We start from the raw sequence: 25,274 nt of genomic DNA, 5'->3' as shown, positions 1-25,274 counted from the left end.
GTTTGTTTTAACGCCTAACCCTTCTGGCAAAATCCACAAACTGAAATTTGTCCAGCCGGTGCCGGGACTCGGTATATTGGAACAGCACGGTATTCTCCAGATACACATAGTTGCGCACTACGACAATATGCGTGTATTGCTTCAGGTCCAGCAGGCGCTGATCCTCCCCGGTGGAGGGCTCAACAGAAATCAGCTTTTTGGCATAACTGATCTTAAGACCCAGCTCAGACTCAAGGTATTCAAAAATAGAGCCTGCTGCGATCTCCTTGCTGAGGAATGGGACGATATCTGAGCGGAAATAGTCCTTGTCCAGAATAATGCGCTCGGCTTCAATCTCTCTGGCGCGGATCACCTTCCACACCGGCGTCTCTTCAGTGATGTGCAGTTGCCGGGCCAGCAGGGAGCCTGCCGGCTCCAGGACCGTCTCCTCTACCAGTGTCCGCGAGGGAACCCCGAGCGTCCCTGTCAGCTCCTGGAATGAGATCAGCCCGGTTACGGGGAAATCCAGCCGGGTCATATCCAGCACAAACGAGCCTTTGCCTTTGATCTTGTTAATATAGCCCTCACGGAACAAGAGATTCAGCGCCTTGCGCACCGTCTCCCGCGAAGTCTGGTAAGCCTCCGCCAGCTCACTCTCGGAGGGCAGCTTGGTTCCGGGCGCAAGCTGGCCGGAATGAATACGGTTGCTATATTCCGTATAAATTTGCAAAAATATATTCTCTCTCATCAATCATCACCGCCCTATATTGTAACACGCCCTCACTTCATCCGTGTATGAACAAAACTGCCCTAGCAGGCGAATTCAGGTCACTTGTGCAACTCTTGTGCCCGTTCTATTTTCCTGTATATTTATATAAAAACAGCCCCGCAGGGCTGTCTGACTATCCTTATAAGTCTTGCTTAGTCCTGCCTGATCCGCTCAGCTCAACCCTTCAGGTGAACGGTCAGAATACTTGTCTGCTTCGCGGTAGCCGGTCCGGTCCGCTCCTCAATCCGCTCCACCATCTCCTGCCCGGCAGGGATAATGATCGGAGTAATGAGCGGGTAACCGGCGGCGCGGATGGCCTCCATATCGAATTCCAGCAGAAGCTCGCCAGCCTGCACCTTGTCGCCGATTTCCTTGCGCGCCGTGAACCCGCTGCCCTTGAGCGACACGGTGTTGATCCCGACATGGATCAGCACCTGGACTCCGCTGGCATGCTCCAGAATCAGCGCATGCTTGCTCTTAATCACATGGGCCACTGTAGCATCGAAGGGAGCGTAGACCTTGCCTTCGGAAGGTTCAATGGCAATCCCTTCCCCCATCTGCTTCTCGGCAAAAGCAGGATCAGGAACCTGCTCCAGCGGCACCGCCGTTCCGTTGAGCGGCGAGGCCAGCTCCAGAATATTCACCGGCTCCTGCGAGCCTTGGACGGAGCTGCGGCTGCTTAGCTCTTTGCTTGTGTCTGATGGACTGGATACTGCCACGCTTGCTCCAGCAGCTTCCGATTTGTTCGCCGCCCGCTGCACGACTGCCCGGCCATACAGCACCGTCGCAACAAACGGCACAATCAGTACAATCGCCATCCCGACGAAGAATACGCCCCACTGGTTGGGGAAGATCGACAGGAAGCCGGGTACTCCCCCTACGCCAATGGAAGTGGCGCGGACTTGATTAACGGTCAGCAGCACTCCGGCCATCGCGGAGCCTATCATCCCGAAGATGAACGGGTAACGGTAGCGGATATTTACCCCGAAGATCGCCGGCTCGGTGACTCCGAGGAACGCCGAGACAGAAGAGGTGACGGCCAGACCTTTGGCCTTCTGCTCTTTGACCACGAATATCATGGCAAGAGCTGCGGCACCCTGGGCAATGTTGGAGAGGGCCAGCATCGGCCACAGGAATGTGCCTCCTTCGCTGCCGATCAGCTGAACGTCCACGGCCAGGAAGGTGTGATGCATTCCCGTAATAACCAGCAGCGAATAGAATCCGCCGTAGATCAAGCCGCCAAGGATGGCGAAATGATCGAAAACATAGATCAGCCCGGAGGTAATGGCATTCGCAATGCCGAACGTAACCGGTCCGATGATGGTGAAGGCCAGGAACCCTGTAATCAGCAGTGTCACTGGTGCGACCACGAGCAATTTGATCGAATCATGGACCCGCTTATCCAGGAATTTCTCAATACTGGCCAGAATATAGGCCGATACCAGGACCGGCAGGACCTGCCCCTGATAACCGATCCGCTCCAGATGCCAGCCGAACAGGTTCCAGGTTGGAACCGTCCCTTCCGTAGAAGCGTTAGCATAGCTGTAAGCACTTAATAAGTCTGGATGAACCAGAATCAGCCCTAATACAATCCCGAGCAGCGGACTGCCCCCGAAGCGGGTCACTGCAGCCCAGCCGATCAGAGCCGGCAAGAAGGTAAACGCCGTGCTGGCAATCGTATTAATAATGGCAGCAATATCCTTCCACTGCGGATAGACATCCACCAGTGACTGGCTGAAGAAGATCCCCGGGCCGGTCAGCAGGTTATTGATCCCCAGCAGCAGACCCGCAGTGACGATAGCCGGAAGAATAGGGATGAAGATATCCGCCAGTGTCTTGATCGCCCGCTGAAGCGGGTTCTGCTTGCGGGCAGCAGCTGACTTCACCTCATCCTTGGAGGAGCGGGAGCCGCCGGTCAGTTGAATCATCTCGTCATATACTTTATCGACCGTGCCCGGACCGATAACAATCTGGAATTGCCCCTGGGAAGAGAATTGTCCTTTCACGAGGTCATTTGCGTCCAGCGCCGCCGCGTCCACCTTACTCTCGTCATAGAGCGAGAACCTTAGCCGGGTCACACAATGCGTCGCAACCTCAATATTCTCCTTGCCCCCAACCGCCCGGACAATAGCTTCAACATTTTTGCGGTCTATAGCCATATTGTCACTCCTCGCATAGTTGATGAATACATAGTAGCCCATCAGATTTCAACTTGTGAAAATTACTTTAACTAATCGCTTGCTAAGGGTTTGCCGCTCCCCGATCAGATCAGGGGGTAAAGGGCAGGCTTAATTGCAATCTGTACAACTAAATCCTCGGATGTGCCCCCGTATCTCTGCTTAGCTGTATTTCGTGCAATTAAGATGCCTAAATACTTGGATTTTCGCCCATCCGGACAAATTTAGTTGTATAGACTACAGTTAGAAGAGGAAAGCCTTCCGTTTGACTGCTACCCTTTCATGCTCAACTGGTCAAAAATACGTTCGAAGTATATTCCCGCAATTTCGGTCTTTTGGTCTTTTCTAGTTCTGACTGATCAGCCACATATATGAGGCGTACGGGCTTAACCGCAGCTCTTGCTTGAATGCAAGATCCTCTCCCGTATTGCCGAGCAGAAGCTTGTCTTGACCCGCTGCGCTTAAGTCTGCCCACTGATGATCCGCAAGCCGGAAGGTGATCTCCTTACTGCTGAAGTTCGAGACCATCACCAGTGCCTCGCCGTCCCCCATACGTGCATAAGCGAACACCTCGGGATGTGCTTCGTCCAGTCTGCGGTAGATGCCGTCCGTGAAGACCGCATGCGCCTTGCGCAGAGCGATCAGCCTGCGGTAGTGATGGAAGATCGAATCCGGCTGATCCAGCTCTCTCTGCACATTGATGTCCGGGTAACGTTCATCCACCTTCAGCCAAGGAGTACCAGTAGTGAACCCGGCGTTCGGGCTGTCCTCCCACTGCATCGGCGTCCGGGCGTTGTCCCTTGAACGTTCCTGAAGGATTGCAAGGGCCTGCTCAGAACTTGATCCCTGCTCACACAGAATACGGTACATATTCAGCGATTCAATATCACGGAATTCTTCGATGCTCTTCCATCGCGGATTCGGCATCCCGATTTCTTCACCCTGATAGACATACGGTGTGCCCTGTAGTCCATGCAGTGTAGTCGCCAGCAGCTTGGCGCTCTCCTTGCGGTACACAGTATCATCGGTGAACCGGGAGAGGGCGCGCGGCTGATCATGATTGTTGAAAAATAATGCGTTCCAGCCCCCGCCCTCCTGCATCCCGGTCTGCCACTCACTGAACAGCCGCTTGAGTGCTTCGAAATCGTAAGGCATCAGCTCCCACTTGCGGCCGTTCGGATAATCCACCTTCAGATGATGGAAGTTGAAGGTCATCGAGAATTCCCGCTGCTCAGGGCTGGAGTAGCGGATGCACTGCTCCAGTGTCGTAGAGGACATCTCACCGACCGTAACCAGCTCATGCGGGCCAAATACCTCGTCGTACATGGCCCGGATGTATTCGTGGACCCGTGGACCGTCTGTGTAATACTTCCGTCCGTCTCCCGGCGGCACACTCCCGTCATCGTCCGGGAAACGCTGGTCCTTGGAGATCAGGTTAATAACGTCCATCCGGAAGCCGTCCACACCCTTGCGGGCCCAGAACAGCATCATCTCGTTCACCGCTTGGCGGACCTGCCCATTCTCCCAGTTCAGATCCGCCTGAGTCTTGTCGAACAGGGTCAGGTAATATTGGCCTGACGCCTCATCGTACTGCCAGGCGGGACCGCCGAACTTCGACTGCCAATTGTTCGGTACTCCCCCGCCTGGCGCTGGGTCCTTCCAGATATAATAATCACGGTACGGATTATCCCGGCTGGAGATCGCCTGCTTGAACCACTCATGCTCTGTCGAGGTATGGTTGACTACGATATCCGTCATGAGCTTCATTCCGCGCCGGTGCAGCTCCGCTACCAGCTCGTCGAAGTCCTCCATCGTGCCGAATTCGGGGTTAATCCGCTCATAGTCGGCCACATCGTAACCGTTATCATGTCCCGGCGAGACATAGACCGGTTGGAGCCAGACAATATCAATCCCCAGTTCCTGCAAATAATCCAGCTTCTCCGTCAGGCCTCTGATATCGCCGGTTCCGTTCCCCGTCGTATCCCTGAAACTCTTCGGATACACCTGATACACGGTAGACCGGCGCCACCATTCCGCTGTCCGGGCTTGACTCACTTGATTCAACTAAAGCACCTCCATGAAGAACTTGTTGACATACATTACACTTGTATATACAAGTTCAAACAGAGAGGGGCCCGAATGTGAGGAGGATGCTCTCGCACCAACGGATACATTAGGCCCACGCACCGTCCCCCGGCACATTGTGTTCGGTTTTTCGCATCCATTTTTCCAGCGCCCTTCGCGCGAGCACAATGTATGCTGTTTTTGACATACATTCGGGCCGTATGCCGCTTGCGAGCACAATTTATGCTGTTTTTGACATACATTCGGGCCGTGTGCCTGCTTGCGAGCACAATGTATGCTGTTTTTGACATACATTCGGGCCGTATGCCGCTTGCGAACACAATGTATGCTGTTTTCCACATACATTCGGGCCGTATGCCGCTTGCGAGCACAATGTATGCTGTTTTTGACATACATTCGGGTCGTGTGCCTGCTTGCGAGCACAATGTATGCTGTTTTTGACATACATTCGGTTCACGCGCCCCTACCTGCAAATTGTGTGCGGTTTTTCGCATACACTGGGTCCACGTACCTTCAGGCCGAGCATCCACCACTCCACCTCACGAAAAAAACAGCGCCCCTCCCCGCAACCGGGGACAGAACGCTGCTTGTTAAAATGCTATTAACTCTACACTCTTCGCTTATTCGCACTACTTTTCGCTATGATTAGCTGCTTTCTACTACTCCAAATATCCCTTAATCAGTCCCAGCGGCAGCAGCTTCGGCTGCTCGCAGGTGGTGGTCAGCTCGGCATAGCGCTTCGAGTCGGAGCTGGTGTGGAAAGCGTGCATGATCTCCAGCACATGATTCGCCAGCTCACCGTTTGCGCGCGGGGTCTCACCAGTTCCGATGCAGCGGGCCATATCCGCCACGCCGATGCCCCGGCTGTTGCCCTCATAGCTATGGACCACCGGAATCTCCTTGAATTCGGAGCTATGCGCCGGGCGCAGCAGGATCGGGCCGCCGAAGGTGTTCGGGTCCGGCACAATCAGGGTGCCCAGCGAGCCATAGATCTCGATGCGCGGCAGTGTGCTGTGCCAGACATCGAAGCTGGTAATCATCGTGGCAACCGCACCGCTGGCGAACTGGATTGTTCCGGCCACATGTGTAGGTACTTCAACCTCGACTACCTTGCCGAACTTCTTCTCACTGGTGATCGTCCGGGTAGGGAACGAGGTCTTCGTCATGCCGCATACCGTAGTGGCCGGACCAAGCAGAGATACCAGAGCCGTCAGATAATACGGGCCCATATCGAACATCGGGCCGCCTCCTGCCTGATAATAGAATTCCGGGTCCGGGTGCCAGCTCTCATGCCCATGGCAGAGCATGAAGGCAGTGGCCGCTACAGGCTCACCGATATAGCCGTCCGCGATCAGCTTGGCGCAGGTCTGGAGTCCGGCTCCGAGGAAGGTGTCCGGCGCGCAGCCGATGAACAGCCCTTTGTCCTTAGCCAGTTCCACCAACTCAGTCCCATGCTCAAGCGACAGCGACAGCGGCTTTTCCACATACACATGCTTGCCTGCGAGCAGTGCTTGCTTACACACATCGAAATGGTAATTAGGCGTGGTCAGATTCACGACAATCTCAATCTCGTCCGAAGCCAGCAGCTCCGCTGTCGTCCAGACATTCGGCACTCCGTATTGCTCAGCCGCCTGCTGCGCCCGCTCCAGATTTAGATCCGAACAGGCGTAGACCTCCGTATTCTTGAACGTTCCCGTCAAATTCTCGAAATAAATGCCGCTGATATTTCCGCAGCCGACAATCCCAATTTTTACTTTACGCACGCTGTCTCCCACCTTGTCCTTCGTTTATTTGGCTGCCCACAAGAAGCCCCGGCGCATCAGTTCCTTGGCCTCCGGGATATCGAACACATCCGCATGATGTCCAAGCGCGTTATAGAATACCTTGCCCTGGCCCCATTTCTTCGTGTAGACGACCGGCATCGTGATGACACCATTGGCCGAATGCTCCCCTTCACTCATAACAAAAGTAGTGGTAGCCAGTACATTCACCGCCGGATCGACGTGCAGATAATACTGCTCCGACTTCACCATAAAGTCCTGCATACCTTCCACAATCGGGCTGGAGCCGGATTTCACGATGTTCACTTCATAATCCACCCCATCGTTGAAGGGATGTGCCACCCATTGCGATCCGGTCAAAAATTGCCATTCCGTATTGGTACGGAAGGAGTCGCACATCCCGCCGTGACAGCCCGCGATGCCTACGCCGGAAGCCACAGCCGCCAGAACCGCCGAGCACTGCTCCCCCTTGATTTCACCCATGGTCCACACCGGCACGATCAGGTTCAGCGCCTTCAGTGCCTCGGCATCATTGAAGCTGTCCAGCGTATCCGAGACTTCAACCTCGAAGCCTTCATTCTTAAGAATATCCGCAAAAATCGCCGCTACCTCATTCGGTTCATGCCCGTCCCATCCGCCTTTTACAATCAATGCCTTCTTTGCCATATCAAGCTCTCCTTTTTGTCCTATTTATCCAAGTTCGGGTTATAGATTGATTAAGATCCGGTCTTCCTGAAGAAATTGTAATTCATTGCGGCCGTTCCTGCTCGTCATTTTACTTGTAGGAATGGTCATTTTTTGCTAAATTTAAGACTGCATGATGCGAGAAGCAGCAAATCACTGAAACCGCTTCCCGACGAACTGCCGGGAGGACGAGAACAGGAGTAACCATGAGAGCGTTTCACGAGAACCGGACGTATGGCTATGCGTTTCCTTTCACTGCCTTTGTAAGCCGTAATATTGATTTTTTGGCCCACTGGCACAATGATCTGGAGATTGTCTATGTGCTGGAGGGATCGATCCGGATGGGGATTAACTCCGAGACACGGGTGCTGACCGCCGGCGATCTGGCCGTATGCAGCAGCGGGGATATTCATTATTATGACAGCAAGAACAGCCAGTCCAAGCTGCTGATGGTTATTTTCAACCCTTCACTGATCGGATATCCGGCCGGCTGGCCTCTGAATATGCGGCTGATGTCCCCTTTTCTGCATAACAGCCCATCTGCCCCGGCAGAAGGCAATCCCCGGCTGCCTGCGATTATGCAGGAGCTGCTCGAGGAGTATCTGGAGAAGCCACCGCATCATGAACAGCTGGTGACCGGCCTGCTGCATGAGCTGTGTGCGCTGATTCTGCGGCAGATGCCGCTGGATATCGTGAATCCGCATAAGGATAAGCGGCGCATTACCAATATGAAGATTATGCAGGAGGTGCTGGAGTATCTGGATGTCCATTACATGCACCCCATCACCCTGGCCGATGCCGCCCGGCATGCCAATATGAGCCTGTTCTACTTCTCCCGCTTCTTCAAAAGCATTTCAGGCATGAGCTTCGTCGCCTACCTGAACAGCATCCGCGTCAACCAGGCGGAACGGCTACTGCTGGGCACCGACAAAAGCATTCTGGATATCGCCCTGGAATGCGGCTTCACCAATATCCGCACCTTCAACCGGGTGTTCAAGCAGGTCAAGCTGCGGACACCGAGTGAGCTGCGATAGCATTCCGTGGCCTTTTTTACAGAGTATTGGCGAAAAATTGGATATGTATAGGTTGTTACCGTCTCATCGGGGAATTTCCAGGAATATGATGAAAGTACCCTACTTCAAGGAGGCTAACCTGTTGTCGAATCCCAGCATCCCTAACATCAGCCCCACGATAAACTTAACCAGGGACGATGTCATTAACCTGCTGCTATCCTCCATTGCCATGGAGGAACTGGCACTTGCCCATATTATTAACGCCGAAGGCGAGAAGCTCCAATTTGCTTTGGGGACGCTGACTGGAATTAGCGTTCCTCCTGCTACACTCGCATAGGTGCAAACCTTAAACTAATGAATAGAAAGAGGCAACTTCGGAAGCTTGATTACTCCTGAAGCTGCCTCTTTCTTTTATCCATACGCTTAGTTGTAGCAGATTCTGACCCTGACTCCGCACCAAACCATTACACCTGAATATGGATATATTAATTATTAACAATTATGCTGCTGACTCCGCACGTGTGCTGAAACCGTTCTCAAATATAATGACAGGAAGTGATGAAGGAATGGCCTTTTTATCAACAGGACCCATCGAGAATAACCTGGTTAACGGGATGAGGCCAACTCAGCAGGTTACTGTTAAAATCGTTAACAGCAGTGGGATCTCGGCTTCCTCAGTCTCCATTCAGGGGTATTATCTAAATGCAGGAACAAGGCACATGTATGTGAACGAAGTACTCGCTATTACAGAGAATCAAGTCATCACGAAGGAATATTATGCTGATTTTAATGGTTTTGAATTTAAATTTATTACATCCGATACTCCCACTGATAGGAATCAATCTGTTCAAATATCGGTGTGGGGCAAGAGTAGTACAGGTCAGCTGGTAACCGCACACCGTCTGGTATCTGAAGAACTGCTTGGTGAAAATAACGTCGGAGCGACAGGACCTGCTGGAGAACAAGGCCCTCCTGGAGAGGATGGACCTACAGGGGCAGGGACAACGGGCCATACCGGGCCAACCGGCATCGGACTTCCTGGACCTACCGGCACTACCGGGGCAGGGCTTCCCGGACCTACCGGCACTACCGGCATCGGACTCCCTGGACCTACCGGCACTACCGGGGCAGGGCTTCCTGGGCCTACTGGCACTACCGGCATCGGACTCCCTGGACCTACCGGCACTACCGGGGCAGGACTTCCCGGACCTACTGGCACTACCGGCATCGGACTTCCCGGACCTACCGGCACTACCGGTGCAGGGCTTCCCGGACCTACTGGCACTACCGGCCTCACGGGCGTTACCGGGCTCACGGGTGTTACCGGGGCTACAGGTACCCTTTCAACAGCTTATGCCGTTAGCTTTGCAGATTCTTCTACTACTGCGGTTATTCTTACTCCAAATGATAAAATAGGTTTCATCGCACCAGCTCAATCTCTTGGTATTACATGGAATGCCGCTTCAAAAGATTTTATAGTTCCTGCAAATGGAGTTTATCATGTAACGTGTACTGTTTCTGTTGCAAGTGGTTCGGACGGAGTGTTTGAGTTCATGAGTGGACCTACACCATCAGCGGTAAGCAGGTCAATTGCATATGCAAGTTCCTCTGGTTCTGTTACCATGTTCGATATTTTCTCCTTGAACGCTAACGACAAAATTGCCGTTAGAAATGGCGGCAATGCAAGTGTTACGATGCTAACCGGCACTACTGACGGAAGAATTCCAAATTATGCAATGGTCACTATCATCAAAATCTCCTGAGCATAAGTACCACATAACAATTTGTAATCGATTACAAGTTCGTACTTGGCAGTAGGAAATGTTAAAGGGCCCGCCATTCCGCGGATTCAGCTGTCCTTCAATCTGGATGATAGCCAGATCGGCACCCTGCTCTCGCTCAATGCGCTGGGCTATCTGATTGCCTGCTCCTTCACCGCTGTTCTTGTCCGCAAATGGGCCATCAATGCCGTCACTATTATTTCATTCGCTTCCATGGTCCTCTCGGGGGTACTGATTTACCTGTCCATTGCCATGGAAGAGCTTGGACTTGCCCATATCATTAATACTGAAGGTGAGAAATCCAGTTCGCCCTGGGCACGCTGCCGGGGATCACGGGTCCCCTTGCCACTCTCGCACAGATTCCAGAGGTTAACGAGAGTACACGGGCTATGCTGAATACCATCTCCCGCCAGGAGATGTTGCTGGATTCCAAGCTGACGACCGCTGCCAGCCTTCCAACACTGGCTGGACCTAACGGAGCCCCTGAGGCTGTCACCAGTGTTAATGGTCAGACCGGCGATGTCGTGCTGGGTGCCGAAGACGGTGTCTTCCCGATCAACAATGATGGTTTTCGGGTAGTAACCTCAGTCAATTTAACCAGCCGGGGGTCTACCGCTCGGCAGACCCGTTCGGTCCAGATGCGCAGAACGGTCCAACTGTCCTCCACAATGCCGTCTGGACCCTTTATGACTCCCAAGTCGGCAACTATGTCCAGCAGCTCTACATCTCCAATTCCTCCCTCTACTACCGCAGCAGTCAGGATGGCGGAACCAGCTCCCGGGTGGTTGGATTCCCATCGGCGAACAAGGACCCACGGGGCCGACAGGTACCGGAGTTACGGAGCCAACTGGGACGACCGGGCCGGACGGTCCAACTGGAACCACAGGTTTAGCTGGTCCGACGGGTACAACAGGTCAACCTGGGACCGCCACTTACTCTGTGGGAGGACAGTCTCGCGGAATGGCCATTAATATCCTTGCGAATACGCTGTATGTAGCCAACTCCCAAGCTGCAGCCAATAATATTTGGCAAATCGATATTCCCTCAGGAGTAATCACACCAATTGCTAATGTTACAGCCTTTCATGTTCAGATTGATATCAATCCATCTGGTCTATGCCAGCATTGGAGCGTCGAATGCCGTAGTTTTCATTGATCCATTTTTGTCATAACGCAGGCTAAGAACGGATTAACCGTCTGTGCCTCACGTATTGCAAGGAGAGGTGCGCAAGCAGTTGCGCACCTCTCTTCTATATAATGATGGACAGAATTCCGCAGAATAACAGCTCATCCTCTAAGTCCACACCAAACCGCTAAGTCTGCATATTACTATATTAATCATATAAGTATGCTGCTGACGGGAGTATTTCCGATTATATGTGCAGACTCGGCATACCATGCTATTCCGCACATACTTGAATGAAATCCAATTATACAGACAGGAAGTGATCAAGTAATGGCCTTTTTATCAACAGGACCGATAGAAAATAACCCGGTTAACGGAGTGAGGCCGACTCAGCAGGTTACCGTTAAAATTGATAACCGCAGCGTTGACTCGGCTTCCTCAGTATCCATTCAAGGGTATTATCTAAATGCGGGAACAAGAGTCCTGTACGTTAGCGAAGTCGTCCAAATTGCAACAAATCAAGTCATTACGAAGAATTATTACGCTGATTTTAATGGTTTTGAATTTATCTTTGTTACACCTGCAAATATGACTGAATTGAGCGATTTCATTCAAATCTCGGTGTGGGGCAAGAGCAGTACAGGTCAACTGGTGACCGCACACCGGTTGGTGTCTGAAGAACTGCTTGGAGAACATAACGGTGGAGGGGCAGGTCCCACTGGAGCAAGTGGACCCACCGGACCCGCCGGCGAAAGAGTGACGGGTCCTACAGGAGCAACGGGGAAAGACGGAGCAATCGGGCCGACTGGGCCAGGAGTGGGGGCAACTGGCGCTACTGGTGGTACCGGGGCTGCAGGAGTTACAGGGCCGACTGGGACAGGAGTAGGGGTAACTGGTGCTACTGGTGCTACTGGTGCTACTGGTGATACCGGGGCTGCAGGAGTTACAGGACCGACTGGGCCAGGAGTGGGGACAACTGGTGCTACTGGTGGTACCGGGGCTACAGGAGTTACAGGACCGACTGGGACAGGAGTGGGGACAACTGGTGCTACTGGTGCTACTGGTGGTACCGGGGCTACAGGAGTTACTGGCTTTACAGGAGCTACTGGCTTCACAGGGGCCACTGGCTTCACAGGAGCTACTGGCTTCACAGGGGCCACTGGCTTCACAGGGGCCACTGGCTTCACAGGGGCCACTGGCTTCACAGGGGCCACTGGCTTCACAGGGGTTACTGGAAACACCTCCACCGCCCGCCATTTATTTATTGGAAACAACACTTCCAATACTACGTTTGCTGCCAACACCGAAGTTCCGTTTAATCAGACGATTGTCGATAACGGCGGTCCCGATATTGTACTTTCATCGCAAACCTCAATTACTCTGTTACAGGGAAACTACTGGGTTTCCTGGAATATAAGCGGAGGTGTTGCCACCGCAGGCACCCCTCTGTCCTTTGCCTTGCGAAGAGGCACGACGCTAATCACGGGTAGCAGAGCAGTAAACAGCATTGCTCCTACTGCTCAAACCATTTCTGTAGGGGCCGATCTAATCATAGCCGTGACTAGTGCCAGCGATTCTATTAATTTATATAACGATGGTGGCGACGCATCCGTAACTTCATTAGGCAGTCGGCTTGCAGCCCAAATATCCTTTATTAAATTATCGGATTAACTGCATCCTCATATAAAATTACAGGAATTCCATCCTGGTGAAGCCGAGAAGCAGCCTCTTTTATAGGGCTGCTTTTTCACTCCTGCTATTAAGTCCGGCCCGTTTGCAGAATTCGCAAATGGCATAGCCAGATTACTACTATATCTCTGGTCAAAACCGAAATATCTGAATACGATGTCAGGAACAGGAATTAAGGGAGATATCAAAATTGCCGATAAACTTAACTGACAGTCCTTGCTACGGGAACAATCAACCCTTGCCCTTTCACCGTAAAATAACTACAATACACAAATACACGTATTCCAACAAGCAATTATCCAGGAGGCACTCTACCTTGAAAGCTCAGTCCCGCAATTCTACCAGCAAACGCAACACCGTCTACATTATGCAACTCGTAACGATCTTCCTCGGCTTTGTGGTCTTTGGCATCTCCGAGAATATCAAAGGGCCCGCCATTCCGCGGATTCAGCTGTCGTTCAATCTGGATGAAGGCCAGCTCGGCACCCTGCTCTCGCTCAACGCGCTGGGCTATCTGCTCGCCTGCTCCTTCACCGCTATTCTTGTCCGCAAATGGGGCATCAAGGCAGTCACCGTTATTTCCTTCGCTTCCATGGTTCTCTCAGGGGTGCTAATCTACCTCTCGCACAGCTATCCGCTGTTTGCTTCCTCTTACTTTCTAATGTACATAGGGAACGGGATGCTGGAGATCGGACTGGCGATTCTGGGGGCACGTATCTTCGTCAAAAACACGGGGATGATGATGAACCTATCCCACTTCTTCTATGGATTAAGCTCAACTGTAGCGCCGCTGCTCGCTACCGGAGTGATGTCGCTGAGTGTATTCGGTCATACGCTGGACTGGCGGGGGATGTATCTGGTCATGCTGTCGCTCTGTCTGCTGCCGATCCTCTCGGCGCTGCGCAGCACATTTCCCGGGGATGATCTGCCGAATGAGGACCGCACCTCCTTCCGTACCCTGACGCGCGATCCCGCGCTCTGGATGATGGTGATGATCCTGTCCTTCGGCGTGGTCTCAGAGCTGGCGGTGGGCGGCTGGCTGGTCAACTTTCTGGAAAAGGCTTATGCCTGGGACACTGTCCGGGCTTCCGGCTTACTGTCAGCCTTCTTCCTGCTATTCTCCCTGGGACGGCTCTTGCTGGGTGCGCTGACCGACCGGATTGGCTTCGTGCTCTCGCTGATTATTTTCTCCTGCTTCTCGGCGGTCTGTACCTTCGCCGCCCTGGCCGGCGGGGAGCGTCTCGCCTTTCTGTTCGCCATATCCGGGGCCGGGATCGCTATTATCTATCCTACCGTGATGGCTTTTATTGCCCGCCGCTACCCGAACGGAAGCGATACAGCCATTACCTTTGTGGTCACCTTAATGGGCCTCGGGAGCGTCATCGGCAACTATATTATCGGCTGGGTTATTGAGTCCGTCAAAGCCTTCTACGGCTCCACCACCGAGCTTGGCCTGCTCCGCGGTCTCCAGGCGGGGTACGGGTTCATCGGGCTGTGTGCAGCCGTCTGCTCCCTGTCGGGCATCGTGCTGTATGTATATTTGAAGCGGCGGCAGGAATTGATCTGAGGGACTGGACTGAGGCTTGCCGCTGCTACCAGACCGCACGGAATCCTAATCGACCCTCTCTGTAATCAGTTATAGGTTTCACATTATACGATCCCAGGTATCTTGAATGTTATTGATGCAACAAGCTATGCCTTATTAGGCACGGTTACTGTTGGCAGCAATCTTACGAATGTTGAGAGGTGCGTCTAAGCAGTTGCGCACCTCTCTTCTATGTAAAGATGGACAAAATCACACAGGATAACAGCCGGAAATATATCAGTAATACCACTAGGCTACGGATTCGCAAAGGAATACTTGAAATGGACTCGACCTTAATCCGCACCAAACCGGAGTGTCCGAATATTACTATAGTAATCATTAAGTATGCTGCTGACTGGAGAGTTTCCGGTTATGTATGCAGACTCAGCATATAATACCGGGCGCATACTTGAACGAAATCCAAATATACGGACAGGAAGTGACCCAATAATGGCCTTTTTATCAACTGGACCGATCGAAAATAACGCGGTTAACGGAGTGAGGCCGACTCAGCAGGTTACCGTTAAAATTGATAACCGCAGCGTTGACTCGGCTTCCTCAGTATCCATTCAAGGGTATTATCTAAACGCGGGAACAAGAGTCCTGTACGTTAGCGAAGTCGTCCAAATTGCAACAAATCAAGTCATTACGAAGAATTATTACGCTGATTTTAATGGTTTTGAATTTATCTTTGTTACACCTGCAAATATGACTGAATTGAGCGATTTCATTCAAATCTCGGTGTGGGGCAAGAGCAGTACAGGTCAACTGGTAACCGCACACCGGTTGGTGTCTGAAGAACTGCTTGGAGAACATAACGGTGGAGGAAAAGGGCCGACTGGAGTGACAGGACCGACTGGTCCAGGGGGAGGGGCTACAGGGCCGACTGGAGTGACAGGACCGACTGGTCCAGGAGAAGGGGCTACAGGGCCGACCGGAGTGACAGGACCGACTGGTCCAGGAGATGGGGCTACAGGGCCGACCGGAGTGACAGGACCGACTGGTCCAGGAGATGGGGCTACAGGGCCGACCGGAGTGACAGGACCGACTGGTCCAGGAGATGGGGCTACAGGGCCGACCGGAGGTACGGGAGTCACTGGAGCTACTGGAGCTACTGGCGTTACTGGCGTTACTGGCGTTACCGGCGTTACTGGCGTTACTGGCGTTACTGGCGTTACTGGCGTTACTGGCGTTACCGGCGTTACTGGCGTTACCGGCGTAACCGGCGTTACTGGCGTTACCGGAATCACAGGGCCTAATATATTGGCCACTCATGGACAATTTGTACCGGTCAATAACACAACAGTAACTAATAACGTCACGCTTAATATCCCGTTCATTACAGTATTTACTCAGGGGATTACCCTTGGAGGTACCGGTGGTAATCAAAGTATAGTGATACCGGAAACAGGCATTTATTTTGTTGCCTACACCATTCGATTGTACATTAGTGATACCTCTGCAAGCGCCGATATTATAAGTATTGTACCTACCTTGAACGGTAATATTACTCCCTTCCCCTCCTATCTGTATAAAGCAGATGGAGGAACTCCTGGACCTGGCGGCCTGGCGCTGGCGGCCAGTGGTCTGATAAATGTAACCACGGTAGACTCAGAGCTTATTTTCCCAGTCTTAGCACAAGGAATTACGGGGTTAAACTTGCAAATCACAGGACAATCTAGCTCTAACACTTATAGTAATGTAAGCATATTTAAAATTTCTTAAATATAGAGCTGGAAAATGAGCACAAGCAGGATGCCCAGTATGCGATTGAATGATCGCAAAGGCACCCTGCTTTTTAATAATCATGAAGCCAACCGTGCCCTTGAGGCTAGCGTATGCGGGAGACATCCTATTCGATTTTTCTCATACAATGGGCCGTTCGCCTTCCCGAAGGGGGGCCAAGAGGCTGGAAAAACACCAAAGTTAAAATAGGCATGGCGCTTAGACCTGACAGTGTTATTTTCACGCCCCTATGACTGCCTCTTACAAATACCCTTTAAGATTGTTGAGCACCACCGCGTACCCGTTAGCATACATGTGGACACCGTCCATCGTGTATGCTTCTTTCAAATTCCCTTCAGCATCCATCAGCCCCTCATTGACATTAATGAACTCATAACCGTGCTTCATCGCCAGTTCCTCCACAGCCCGGTTCGCTTCCAGCAGCGCCGCATTGGTTCTCGTTCTGAAGTAGTTCTCACGCATCTCCTCATCCATTCCGGGGAAGTCGGCCTTGGCATTCACCGGATAATACGCCATGACATACACCTTGCACTCCGGCAGCCTGGCCCCGATCCGGGTCAGAATCTCATTGTAATTCGCAAGCAGCTTCTCCAGCTCATACTCCCCGTCCGCTGAGCTGATGTCGTTGGTGCCGATATTAATGAACAGCTTCGAAGGCGCAAGCTCCAGCACACAGACCTCCAGCGCTTCGAGCAATTCCCGGGTCACATAGCCCGCAATCCCGCGGTTATAGATAACCGTCTGCTTATCCAGCGTCTGCTGCAATTCATTCACCGGAAAAAACTCCATCAGCGAAGAGCCCGCCAGTACAGTCTGCCCTTTTAGCGCCAAGGTGTTCAGGATGCTGTACTTCTTCACCTTTTCTTCTTTCTCCTCTTGCATTTGCTTCTCCCACATTGCGTCAAGCTCTTCCTCAGTCAAGCTAATCTCCTCCGTTTCTGCTGCTCTACTCTATTGTACTCTGCTACTCTACTATTGTTCTACTCCATAACTAAACCTGCAACTCGCTCCAAATTGTGTCAGAAATATGGAAATTGATCTTCATGTAAGGTTTATGTTCTATGCACACGTGTTCCGTTATATGTTAGATATCGGGTGCGGTCAGAGGTGCACATCTGGCTGGTTTGCCCGCAAGGTGCCGGTACGCCGGACCTCAATTCTACAGTTGAAGGGCGGAATGTTTTTGAAAAAGGTAGTTGGCTTGCTCCTGTCGGTTGCACTGTTGTCTTCGTTCTATGTTGCCAGTCCCCCCGAGGTATCAGCCGCATCACCAATTGTGGTGAATTCGACGATTGTAGTGAAGGCCGGGGAGACGTATAACGGCAATGGCCAGACGTTCGTTGCCAATCCGAGTACGTTGGGAGACGGCAGCCAGGCAGAGAACCAGAAGCCCATCTTCCGGCTGGAAAAGAATGCTACACTCAAAAATGTAATTATCGGCGCTCCCGGCGCAGACGGGGTGCACTGTTACGGCAACGCTACCATCTCCAATGTGACCTGGCAGGATGTCGGCGAGGATGCCCTGACCCTGAAGGCCTCCGGCACCGTCAATATTACAGGCGGAGGTGCGTACAAAGCCTACGATAAAGTGTTTCAGGCGAACGCTGCGGGCACCATCAACATTAAGAACTTCAGAGCCGACGATATCGGCAAGCTGGCCCGCCAGAACGGCGGCACCTCCTACACGGTGAACTTCACACTGGACAACTCGGACATTTCGAACGTCAAGGATTCCATCTTCCGCACAGACAGCAGCAGCAGCGCCGCCCGGATCACCAATACCCGCTACCGGAATGTGCCAACCCTGTTCAAGGGTTTTGCCTCGGGCAAGACCAGCCAATCGGGCAACACGCAATATTAAGGTACAATAAGGTGTACAATAAGGTCAGGGAAGCTAGTGTGAATACACCCGGCTGATTCCTGCAGCAGACCACCTTTAACAGTAACCGCCTCCATTTCCGGCTCCGCCGGGATGGAGGCGGTTTCAGTTCAGACGGACGGCCAAGCACACATGAACACGATAATATCCGGGATGGAGAATTGGATTTATTTTGGACACATCTGCCCCTCTCAACTCTATCGACATGAACTCACATGATATGTTATTATGATACACTGATAACGTATTAACGAACTAAAGCAACCGATGCGGCAGGCAATCTACTAGGGGGATTAGAGAGATGAAGAGACAGGGAATATGGGTTCTATTAACCATCATGGCTATTGTACTAATTACAGGCTGCTCAGGCTCCGGTTCAGGCGGCAAGGACGGCAAGCTGGTGATCGGCATAGATGACAAGTTCGCCCCGATGGGCTTCCGGGATGACAACAATGAGCTTGTCGGCTTTGATATTGACTATGCGAAGGCAGCTGCCAAGAAGATGGGCAAAGAGGTGACCTTCCAGCCGATTGACTGGTCCGCCAAGGAATCCGAGCTGAACAGCGGGCGCATCGATATGATCTGGAACGGATACACCATCACGGACGAGCGCAAGGAGAAGGTGCTGTTCACCAAGCCTTATCTGGAGAATAGCCAGGTGGTAGTTGTGCTGGCGGGTTCATCGCTGGCAGCGCTTAAGGATCTGGCCGGCACAGAGGTCGGACTGCAAAGCCTCTCCTCTGCCGCAGATGCCCTGGATGCCAGTCCGATCAAAGCCGAGCTTAAGGACGTGACCGAATACCCCGACAATGTGCTGGCGCTGACTGACCTGAAATCGGGCCGCCTGGACGGGGTCGTCATTGATGAGGTTGTCGCCAGATACTACATAGCCAAGGAGCCGGATACGTATAAGCTGATGGAAGAATCACTGGCTCCTGAGCAATATGGTATTGGAATCAAGAAGGGCAATGATGAGCTGCTGAAAGAGCTGCAGAAGGCGCTGGACGAGCTGAACAGTGACGGAACCGCCGCTGAGATCTCAACCAAGTGGTTCGGAGAGAACAAGGTATTGAACTAGAAGCTATCGTTTAGGAGCCGGTTGAAGACATGGATATCGATTATATTATTAGAATTTCCGGACCGATGCTGGAAGGCGCCCGGACCACGGTGCTGCTGTTCCTGATCGTGATCGTGCTGTCCATTCCGCTCGGGATGGTGGTCACTCTGATGGCCAAAAGCACGCTAAAGCCGCTGTCCTGGATCGCACACGCTTATATTTACGTCATGCGCGGAACGCCGCTCTTGCTGCAATTGTTCTTCTTCTGCTTCGGTTTGCCGCAGATTCCCGTAATCGGGCAATATCTGGTTATGGACCGCTTCGTGGCGGCCAGCCTGGGCTTTATTCTCAATTACGGCGCTTATTTCGCCGAGATCTTCCGGGGCGGGCTGCTCTCGATCGATAAAGGCCAGCATGAAGCAGCCAAGGTGCTCGGCTTAAGCCGATGGCAGACGCTGCGCAAGGTCATTCTGGCCCAGATGTTCCGGGTGGCGCTTCCTGCGGTTGCCAATGAGTCTATTACGCTGGTCAAGGATACCGCTCTGCTGTATGCCGTGGCGGTACCTGAGCTGCTAAATTTCGCCAAGACGGCGGTGAACCGTGATTTTACCGTCACTCCTTTTGTCGTAGCGGGCGTTATTTATCTGCTGATGACACTGGTGCTGACACTATTCTTTAAGCTGCTGGAGAGACGTTTCAAATTTGAGTAGAAGGGCTGTTTGGCTATGAGTAGCATGATTGAAGTACGTCAATTGAAGAAAGACTTCGGCAGCCTCAGTGTGCTGAACAAGATTAGCTTTGACGTGAAGCCCGGCGAAGTCGTTGCCGTAATCGGTCCCTCGGGCTCCGGCAAAAGCACCATGCTGCGCAGTCTCGTGCATCTGGAGGAGGTCACCGGGGGCAGCATCTCGATCTGCGGGAAAGCGCTTGTTGAGGATGGCCGTTACGCCAGTACGGCAGCGATTAGAGACATCACTTCAAGTATGGGAATGGTGTTTCAGCATTTTAATCTGTTTCCGCATCTCAGTGTGCGGGACAACCTGGAGCTTGCCCCCAGAACGCTGAAGCGGGAGAGTGTGCAGCAGATTACGGCGAAGAGTCAGGAGCTGCTCTCGAAGGTAGGCCTCTCCGACAAAGCGGACGTCTACCCCTCCACACTGTCCGGCGGGCAGAAGCAGCGGGTCGCCATCGCCAGAGCGATGATGCTCAGCCCGGACATTCTTCTGTTCGATGAGCCCACCTCGGCGCTCGATCCTGAATTGACCGGCGAGGTGCTCCGCGTCATCCGCCAGCTCGCCGAGGAGAATATGACGATGATGATCGTCACCCATGAGATGAGCTTCGCCCGCGATGTCGCCGACCGTGTATTCTTCATGGACCACGGGGATATTGCCGAATCCGGCACACCGGAGGAGATCTTCGGCAGCCCGAAGTTGGAGCGGACACGGGCGTTTTTGATGCGGGAGTAGGCTTACTTCCGCATACATCTGCCCACGTGTCTTCGCGCGAGCACAATGTAATCGGTTTTTCGATTACATTTGGTCCGTGCGCCCTCGCCCAGCACAATGTAATCGGTTTTTCGATTATATTCGGTCCATGCACCCTCGCCCAGCACAATGTAATCGGTTTTTCGATTACATTTGGTCCGTGCGCCCTCGCCCAGCACAATGTGATCGGTTTTTCGATTACATTTGGTCCGTGCGCCCTCGCCCAGCACATTGTGATCGGTTTTTCGATTACATTTGCTCCGCGTGCCCTCGCCCAGCACAATGTGATCGGTTTTTCGATTACATCTGAACCACATGTCTTCACGCGAGCACCAGCATACTGTATCTCATCTTTGCAAACGAAGGACCGGAACGCCACTACGGCGGTTCCGGTCCTTTTCTGGCAGTTCACTGCCCTGTCAATCCCTCATGCCTCCGGCACCTGCTCCGGCTCCGCCGGTCCCATCGGCGCTGCCGGCTCCGGCTCCTCGTCCCAGCGCTTGCGGATGAACAGCTGATACAGCTTGACGATGATGATTTTGAGCATCATATAGACCGGAATAATGACCAGGATACCGATGATTCCGCCGAAATCTCCGCCGGCCAGGACGAGAATGATGGTAGTCAGCGGGTGGATATCCATACTTTTGCCGAAGATATAGGGGGCCACCAGGTTATCCTGAATCTGCTGCGCAACGAGCACGACCACAATGGACCAGACCGCCGTAGACGGGGACTCAAACAGACCGATGATGAAGATTGGCACAGTAGACAGAATGGCTCCGATAAACGGGATAAAGTTCATCAGCACCGCCACCAGCGTCAGCAGCAGCGCATACGGCAGGCCAATAATCAGAAAACCGATGTACATCAGGACGCCCAGCGCCAGATTAACCAGCACTCTGCCGACGATGAAGCTGCCCATCACGCCGTCAATCTCGGCAATCACCCCCGCGCCCTCCTCGTGATAGCGTCTCGGGAAGAAGCTCACGAGCTTATCGCCGAACTTCCCGCCTTCCTTCAGCATGTAGAACAGCAGGATCGGAAAGGTGAAGAGCACAATCGCAAAATTAGAGACAAAGGAGAACAGCCCGGACACATAGCCCGTTGCCAGCGAGAAGCCTGTATTCAAATAGCCCATCAATTGGCTGGACAGGTTCATATTCTCGGGAATCAGACCCGACAGCAGCTCCGTGTTCTCCAGCTTACTTAACTGTTCTCCCACTGCTCTCAGCACACCCGGCATATTGTTGCCCAGGTTCAGCAGCTGACTTTGCAGCGATGGCCATACGCCTACCGTGAAGCCCAGCAGCAGAACAGCAATGACCAGATAGACCAGCAGGATCGCCAGCGTCCGCTTCAATTTGCGCGAGGACAGGAAGTCGATCAGGGGCCGAAGCAGATAATAGAAGAATACGGCCAGCATTAACGGCACCATCACAACATTGAAGAGCGAGATAATAGGGGTAAAAATAAAGTCTACCAGTGAGCTGACATAGATAATTCCCAGCACCAGCAGCACGGCAATACAAATGCGGATGAACAAATTCAATTTGGCCATAGTTGACTCCCGTTCCGTTATTTTGAGCAGCGTTTCTTGTTCACTTAAATATAGCCGGGGTTTCTTAATTCAGACTAAACCAAGTCTAAAGATAAGCTAAAGATTTGGTCTTCGGGCCGGAATACGACTATGTTTAATTCCCTCATGAAACGGCTCTGGGATAGACGGGTATCTATTTGCCGAAAAGAAAGCTGCTGTCTGCGCGGTTAGCCGATAGTTTTGACTACATTGCCTTCCTGGTCTTTGATGTAAGTCTTGCGGATCTGCACCTTCAACGCTTTGGCGGCAGACAGCCGCAGCTCTCCTTCCTTGGGCTGGAGCTTCGTCTCCAGCTCCAGGACTGCCTCTTCTGTCAGACCGATACTGACAAACTCCTCATTGACCCTACTCTCGTTAACAGGTCTCAATTCCAGCATCACCTGCCGCTTCTTGCTGGTCAGCGTCAGCGGCTTCCCCTTCAGCAGCCGGCCGCGCAGCAGCTTGGCTATAATCGGTGCCTGCCGTGCGCCTATAGTCAGGACGGCCGGTGCTGTGCCGATCAGACGGCTTGTGCCAGGCTCATAGCCCAGCTCATCCACATACAGAATGCCCGTCTGGGAACCGTCACGGTCGATACCCTGACGCACCGCTTCCTGGATGGCCGGAAGTTCGAGCAGTGAACCCCGGGCAAGATCGGTGATATAGTGGGGGAGAACCTCCCTGCCGGCCTCCAGAAAGGCGTTGGTATTCCAGGACATCATCGCTTCCAGCTCGTCCGCTGTGATCCCTACCATCTGCAGAAATTCCACACGGCCGTTCGGCGTATCCACAGCCGGAAGCTCCGGGTCATCGGTGAACGCCAGCGCCGTCAGCCCAGTATCTGCTCCCAGGCATATCGGACCATTGGCATCCAGGTGATGGCCGGAAGCAAAGATATTGCCGCTGGAGAACACATATCTGGCCATGTTCTGCAGCAGATTGATCGCCCAGGCTGGAGGCTCCTGCTCGCCTGCACTGCGCGCCAGGCGGAAGGTCAGCTCGAAGCCGTAGCCGCTGTATTCAGGGTCCTCAGACTCCTTCTCGAACAGTTCGGTGAAGCCGAAGGTTACGAAATGCCAATGCGGATATGGCTGCTCTGCTGCATAGGCGCTGATTCCGTTCAGCGGGTCATTGCCTCCCAGGCTATACGGCAGCATTGCAGCATAATGCTTCGGCTCCTGTTGTCCGTATAGCCTAGTCATCTGTTCCTCTATGGCATCCCAGCCGATAGCTTCCACTTCTTGCTCACTCATTTTGTTCCCTCCGGTCTCAGAATTATGTATAGCCGGTACTTCCATAACCGGCCTAGAATCTCCCGTTCATTACCCGTAATTCCGCTGGCATAATCAACGCAGTGTCGAGCTCAACTTCACCCTACCGCCGCGACAAAAAAACGGCAAGCTCATTCGTTGAGCTTGCCGTTTCAATAATTAGTTTATGCCGACCAGCAGGTCCTTACGGGCTACGCCGCTCTTAGCTGCCGCTTCGGCTACAGCCATGCGGATTCTCTCTACTACACGCGGATCGAAGGCATCCGGGATGATATATTTCTCGTGCAGCTCGGATGGGTCAATCACTGAGGAGATCGCCTCCGCTGCCGCCAGCTTCATGTCTTCATTAATATCTGTGGCTTCACAATCCAGCGCCCCTCTGAATATTCCCGGGAAGCACAGTACATTGTTAATCTGGTTCGGATAGTCGGAACGGCCGGTCGCCATAACTCTTACATGCGGCGCAGCAATCGCGGGATCAATCTCCGGGGTCGGATTCGCCATGGCGAACACAATCGGATCTGTGGCCATGTTCAGCACATCTTCCAGCTTCAGCACGTCCGGTGCAGAGACTCCGATGAAGACATCCGCGCCTTTGATTACATCGGATAGACTTCCGATTTCAAGATAAGGGTTCGTAATCTGGGCGTAATCGCTCCAGTGACTGCGCTCATAATCCGCCAGCCGGTTAATCGCGCCCTCCCGGTCCACGCCGATCAGGTTCACTGCTCCGGCATGCAGCAGCATTTTGGAGACAGAGATGCCGGCTGCGCCGATGCCGTTGACTACGATTTTGACGTCCTTGATATCCTTGCCGCATACCTTAAGCGCGTTCAGTAGTCCGGCTGTCACGACAATTGCCGTACCATGCTGATCATCATGGAAGACCGGAATGTCCAGCTCAGCTCTTAGTCTGGCTTCAATCTCGAAGCAGCGCGGGGAGGAGATGTCCTCCAGGTTAATGCCGCCGAACGTCGGGGCAAGCGCTTTTACAATCGCAATAATCTCTTCGGTATCCTTGGTGTCCAGGCAGATCGGCACGGCGTCGACGTCTGCGAATTGCTTGAACAGCGCCGCTTTGCCCTCCATGACCGGCATGGCCGCCTTCGGCCCGATATCGCCCAGCCCCAGTACAGCCGTGCCATCAGATACGACAGCTACGGTATTCTTCTTCGTGGTTAGCTCATAGGCCTGGGACTGATCGTCGGCAATCGCCTGACAGACCTTCGCCACACCCGGCGTGTAGACTTTGGACAGGTCGTCCTTGCACAGAATCGGATGCTTCAGGGTAGTTTCGAGCTTACCGCCTTTATGCAGCAGCATAATTTCTTCTAATAGTTCCATATTAACTCCTCCATTCAGCTGGTTAACCGTTTGTTGCATTCATTATAAAATCTTACTATATATAGCGGATCTTCCTGCATCCGGAACTGTACCAGACCCGTATGCAGGCCCGTCAACTCTGCATTTCATATACTCCCTTAGTCATTCTCCGCGATAATTATCGGATTGGCAAGATAAAAGCTGACACCTGAAAATTGTCCACGATTTAGACACGATTGGATGCGATTTCATGTGATTCAGGCG

21 protein-coding genes and 2 pseudogenes are annotated in these 25,274 nt (G+C 52.8%); 13 read left to right on the top strand and 10 right to left on the bottom strand.

The features are described 5' to 3' along the window. Positions 1–7: 7 nt before the first annotated feature. From treR to MKY96_RS06125, 5 genes are all read right to left on the bottom strand, one after another. A complete protein-coding gene (treR, locus tag MKY96_RS06145; protein WP_340939196.1) occupies positions 8–727 on the bottom strand; it encodes a trehalose operon repressor in 720 nt (239 codons plus the stop codon). Positions 728–924: 197 nt separating this feature from the next. After that, the gene (gene treP, locus MKY96_RS06140) at positions 925–2,907 is read right to left on the bottom strand and encodes a PTS system trehalose-specific EIIBC component (RefSeq protein WP_340939195.1); all 1,983 of its coding nucleotides are present in this window, start codon (positions 2,905–2,907) and stop codon (positions 925–927) included. Between the two features lie 363 nt (positions 2,908–3,270). Next, complete coding sequence (treC, locus tag MKY96_RS06135; RefSeq protein ID WP_445671421.1) at positions 3,271–4,989, bottom strand: alpha,alpha-phosphotrehalase; 1,719 nt, start codon at positions 4,987–4,989, stop codon at positions 3,271–3,273. 680 nt (positions 4,990–5,669) lie between these two features. Beyond that, a complete protein-coding gene (locus tag MKY96_RS06130) occupies positions 5,670–6,773 on the bottom strand; it encodes a Gfo/Idh/MocA family protein (RefSeq protein ID WP_340939193.1) in 1,104 nt (367 codons plus the stop codon). Positions 6,774–6,797: 24 nt separating this feature from the next. Then, positions 6,798–7,457, bottom strand: coding sequence for a ThuA domain-containing protein (locus MKY96_RS06125; RefSeq protein ID WP_076084364.1), 660 nt, complete (start codon positions 7,455–7,457; stop codon positions 6,798–6,800). Positions 7,458–7,681: 224 nt separating this feature from the next. Between MKY96_RS06125 and MKY96_RS06120 the strand changes: the two genes are divergently transcribed. The 9 genes and pseudogenes from MKY96_RS06120 to MKY96_RS06080 all read left to right on the top strand — a co-directional run bounded on the left by MKY96_RS06120 (position 7,682) and on the right by MKY96_RS06080 (position 16,393). Further along, a complete protein-coding gene (locus tag MKY96_RS06120) occupies positions 7,682–8,509 on the top strand; it encodes an AraC family transcriptional regulator (protein ID WP_340939192.1) in 828 nt (275 codons plus the stop codon). 121 nt (positions 8,510–8,630) lie between these two features. Beyond that, a pseudogene (locus tag MKY96_RS06115) lies at positions 8,631–8,819 on the top strand (BclA C-terminal domain-containing protein); the annotation flags it as partial. Positions 8,820–8,964: 145 nt separating this feature from the next. Then, positions 8,965–10,251, top strand: a complete 1,287-nt coding sequence (locus MKY96_RS06110; RefSeq protein ID WP_340939189.1) for a hypothetical protein — start codon at positions 8,965–8,967, stop codon at positions 10,249–10,251. Positions 10,252–10,308: 57 nt separating this feature from the next. Beyond that, positions 10,309–10,515 (top strand): annotated as a pseudogene (locus MKY96_RS06105) (MFS transporter); the annotation flags it as partial. A gap of 143 nt (positions 10,516–10,658) precedes the next feature. Beyond that, positions 10,659–11,240, top strand: coding sequence for a hypothetical protein (locus MKY96_RS06100; RefSeq protein WP_340939187.1), 582 nt, complete (start codon positions 10,659–10,661; stop codon positions 11,238–11,240). Then, complete coding sequence (locus MKY96_RS06095) at positions 11,230–11,424, top strand: hypothetical protein (protein WP_340939185.1); 195 nt, start codon at positions 11,230–11,232, stop codon at positions 11,422–11,424. The genes MKY96_RS06100 and MKY96_RS06095 overlap by 11 nt, the downstream gene beginning before the upstream one ends. A 558-nt stretch (positions 11,425–11,982) precedes the next feature. Next, entirely contained in the window at positions 11,983–13,065 is a 1,083-nt protein-coding gene (locus MKY96_RS06090; protein WP_340939184.1) for a collagen-like protein, read from the top strand. Positions 13,066–13,450: 385 nt separating this feature from the next. Then, complete coding sequence (locus MKY96_RS06085) at positions 13,451–14,650, top strand: MFS transporter (protein ID WP_340944462.1); 1,200 nt, start codon at positions 13,451–13,453, stop codon at positions 14,648–14,650. Positions 14,651–15,118: 468 nt separating this feature from the next. Continuing rightward, positions 15,119–16,393: a collagen-like triple helix repeat-containing protein gene (locus tag MKY96_RS06080; RefSeq protein WP_340939183.1), complete on the top strand. Its 1,275-nt coding sequence runs from the start codon at positions 15,119–15,121 to the stop codon at positions 16,391–16,393. 261 nt (positions 16,394–16,654) lie between these two features. On the opposite strand, the gene MKY96_RS06075 is transcribed toward MKY96_RS06080, so the two are convergent. Continuing rightward, positions 16,655–17,335 carry a GDSL-type esterase/lipase family protein gene (locus MKY96_RS06075; protein ID WP_340939182.1) on the bottom strand — a complete coding sequence of 227 codons (681 nt, stop codon included), beginning with the start codon at positions 17,333–17,335 and terminating at the stop codon, positions 16,655–16,657. Between the two features lie 256 nt (positions 17,336–17,591). Between MKY96_RS06075 and MKY96_RS06070 the strand changes: the two genes are divergently transcribed. The 4 genes from MKY96_RS06070 to MKY96_RS06055 all read left to right on the top strand — a co-directional run bounded on the left by MKY96_RS06070 (position 17,592) and on the right by MKY96_RS06055 (position 20,819). Beyond that, positions 17,592–18,275: a pectate lyase gene (locus MKY96_RS06070; RefSeq protein WP_036731535.1), complete on the top strand. Its 684-nt coding sequence runs from the start codon at positions 17,592–17,594 to the stop codon at positions 18,273–18,275. Between the two features lie 355 nt (positions 18,276–18,630). Continuing rightward, a complete protein-coding gene (locus MKY96_RS06065) occupies positions 18,631–19,371 on the top strand; it encodes an amino acid ABC transporter substrate-binding protein (protein ID WP_445322075.1) in 741 nt (246 codons plus the stop codon). Between the two features lie 29 nt (positions 19,372–19,400). Continuing rightward, entirely contained in the window at positions 19,401–20,060 is a 660-nt protein-coding gene (locus MKY96_RS06060) for an amino acid ABC transporter permease (protein ID WP_340939179.1), read from the top strand. 15 nt (positions 20,061–20,075) lie between these two features. Then, positions 20,076–20,819 carry an amino acid ABC transporter ATP-binding protein gene (locus tag MKY96_RS06055; RefSeq protein ID WP_340939178.1) on the top strand — a complete coding sequence of 248 codons (744 nt, stop codon included), beginning with the start codon at positions 20,076–20,078 and terminating at the stop codon, positions 20,817–20,819. 2 nt (positions 20,820–20,821) lie between these two features. Here MKY96_RS06055 and MKY96_RS06050 read toward each other — a convergent pair whose 3' ends face one another. The 4 genes from MKY96_RS06050 to MKY96_RS06035 all read right to left on the bottom strand — a co-directional run bounded on the left by MKY96_RS06050 (position 20,822) and on the right by MKY96_RS06035 (position 25,031). Continuing rightward, positions 20,822–21,154, bottom strand: coding sequence for a hypothetical protein (locus MKY96_RS06050; protein ID WP_340939177.1), 333 nt, complete (start codon positions 21,152–21,154; stop codon positions 20,822–20,824). A 110-nt stretch (positions 21,155–21,264) separates the two neighbouring features. Then, a complete protein-coding gene (locus tag MKY96_RS06045) occupies positions 21,265–22,398 on the bottom strand; it encodes an AI-2E family transporter (RefSeq protein WP_340939176.1) in 1,134 nt (377 codons plus the stop codon). A 206-nt stretch (positions 22,399–22,604) separates the two neighbouring features. Continuing rightward, positions 22,605–23,669 carry a suppressor of fused domain protein gene (locus MKY96_RS06040; RefSeq protein WP_340939175.1) on the bottom strand — a complete coding sequence of 355 codons (1,065 nt, stop codon included), beginning with the start codon at positions 23,667–23,669 and terminating at the stop codon, positions 22,605–22,607. Between the two features lie 177 nt (positions 23,670–23,846). After that, positions 23,847–25,031 carry an NAD(P)-dependent malic enzyme gene (locus MKY96_RS06035; RefSeq protein ID WP_340939174.1) on the bottom strand — a complete coding sequence of 395 codons (1,185 nt, stop codon included), beginning with the start codon at positions 25,029–25,031 and terminating at the stop codon, positions 23,847–23,849. Positions 25,032–25,274: the final 243 nt, after the last annotated feature.

This window comes from Paenibacillus sp. FSL R7-0302, assembly GCF_038006885.1.
GTDB lineage: Bacteria > Bacillota > Bacilli > Paenibacillales > Paenibacillaceae > Paenibacillus_AQ.
Note: the sequence above shows the minus strand (reverse complement) of the source record. Positions and strands in the feature narration are given on the sequence as shown.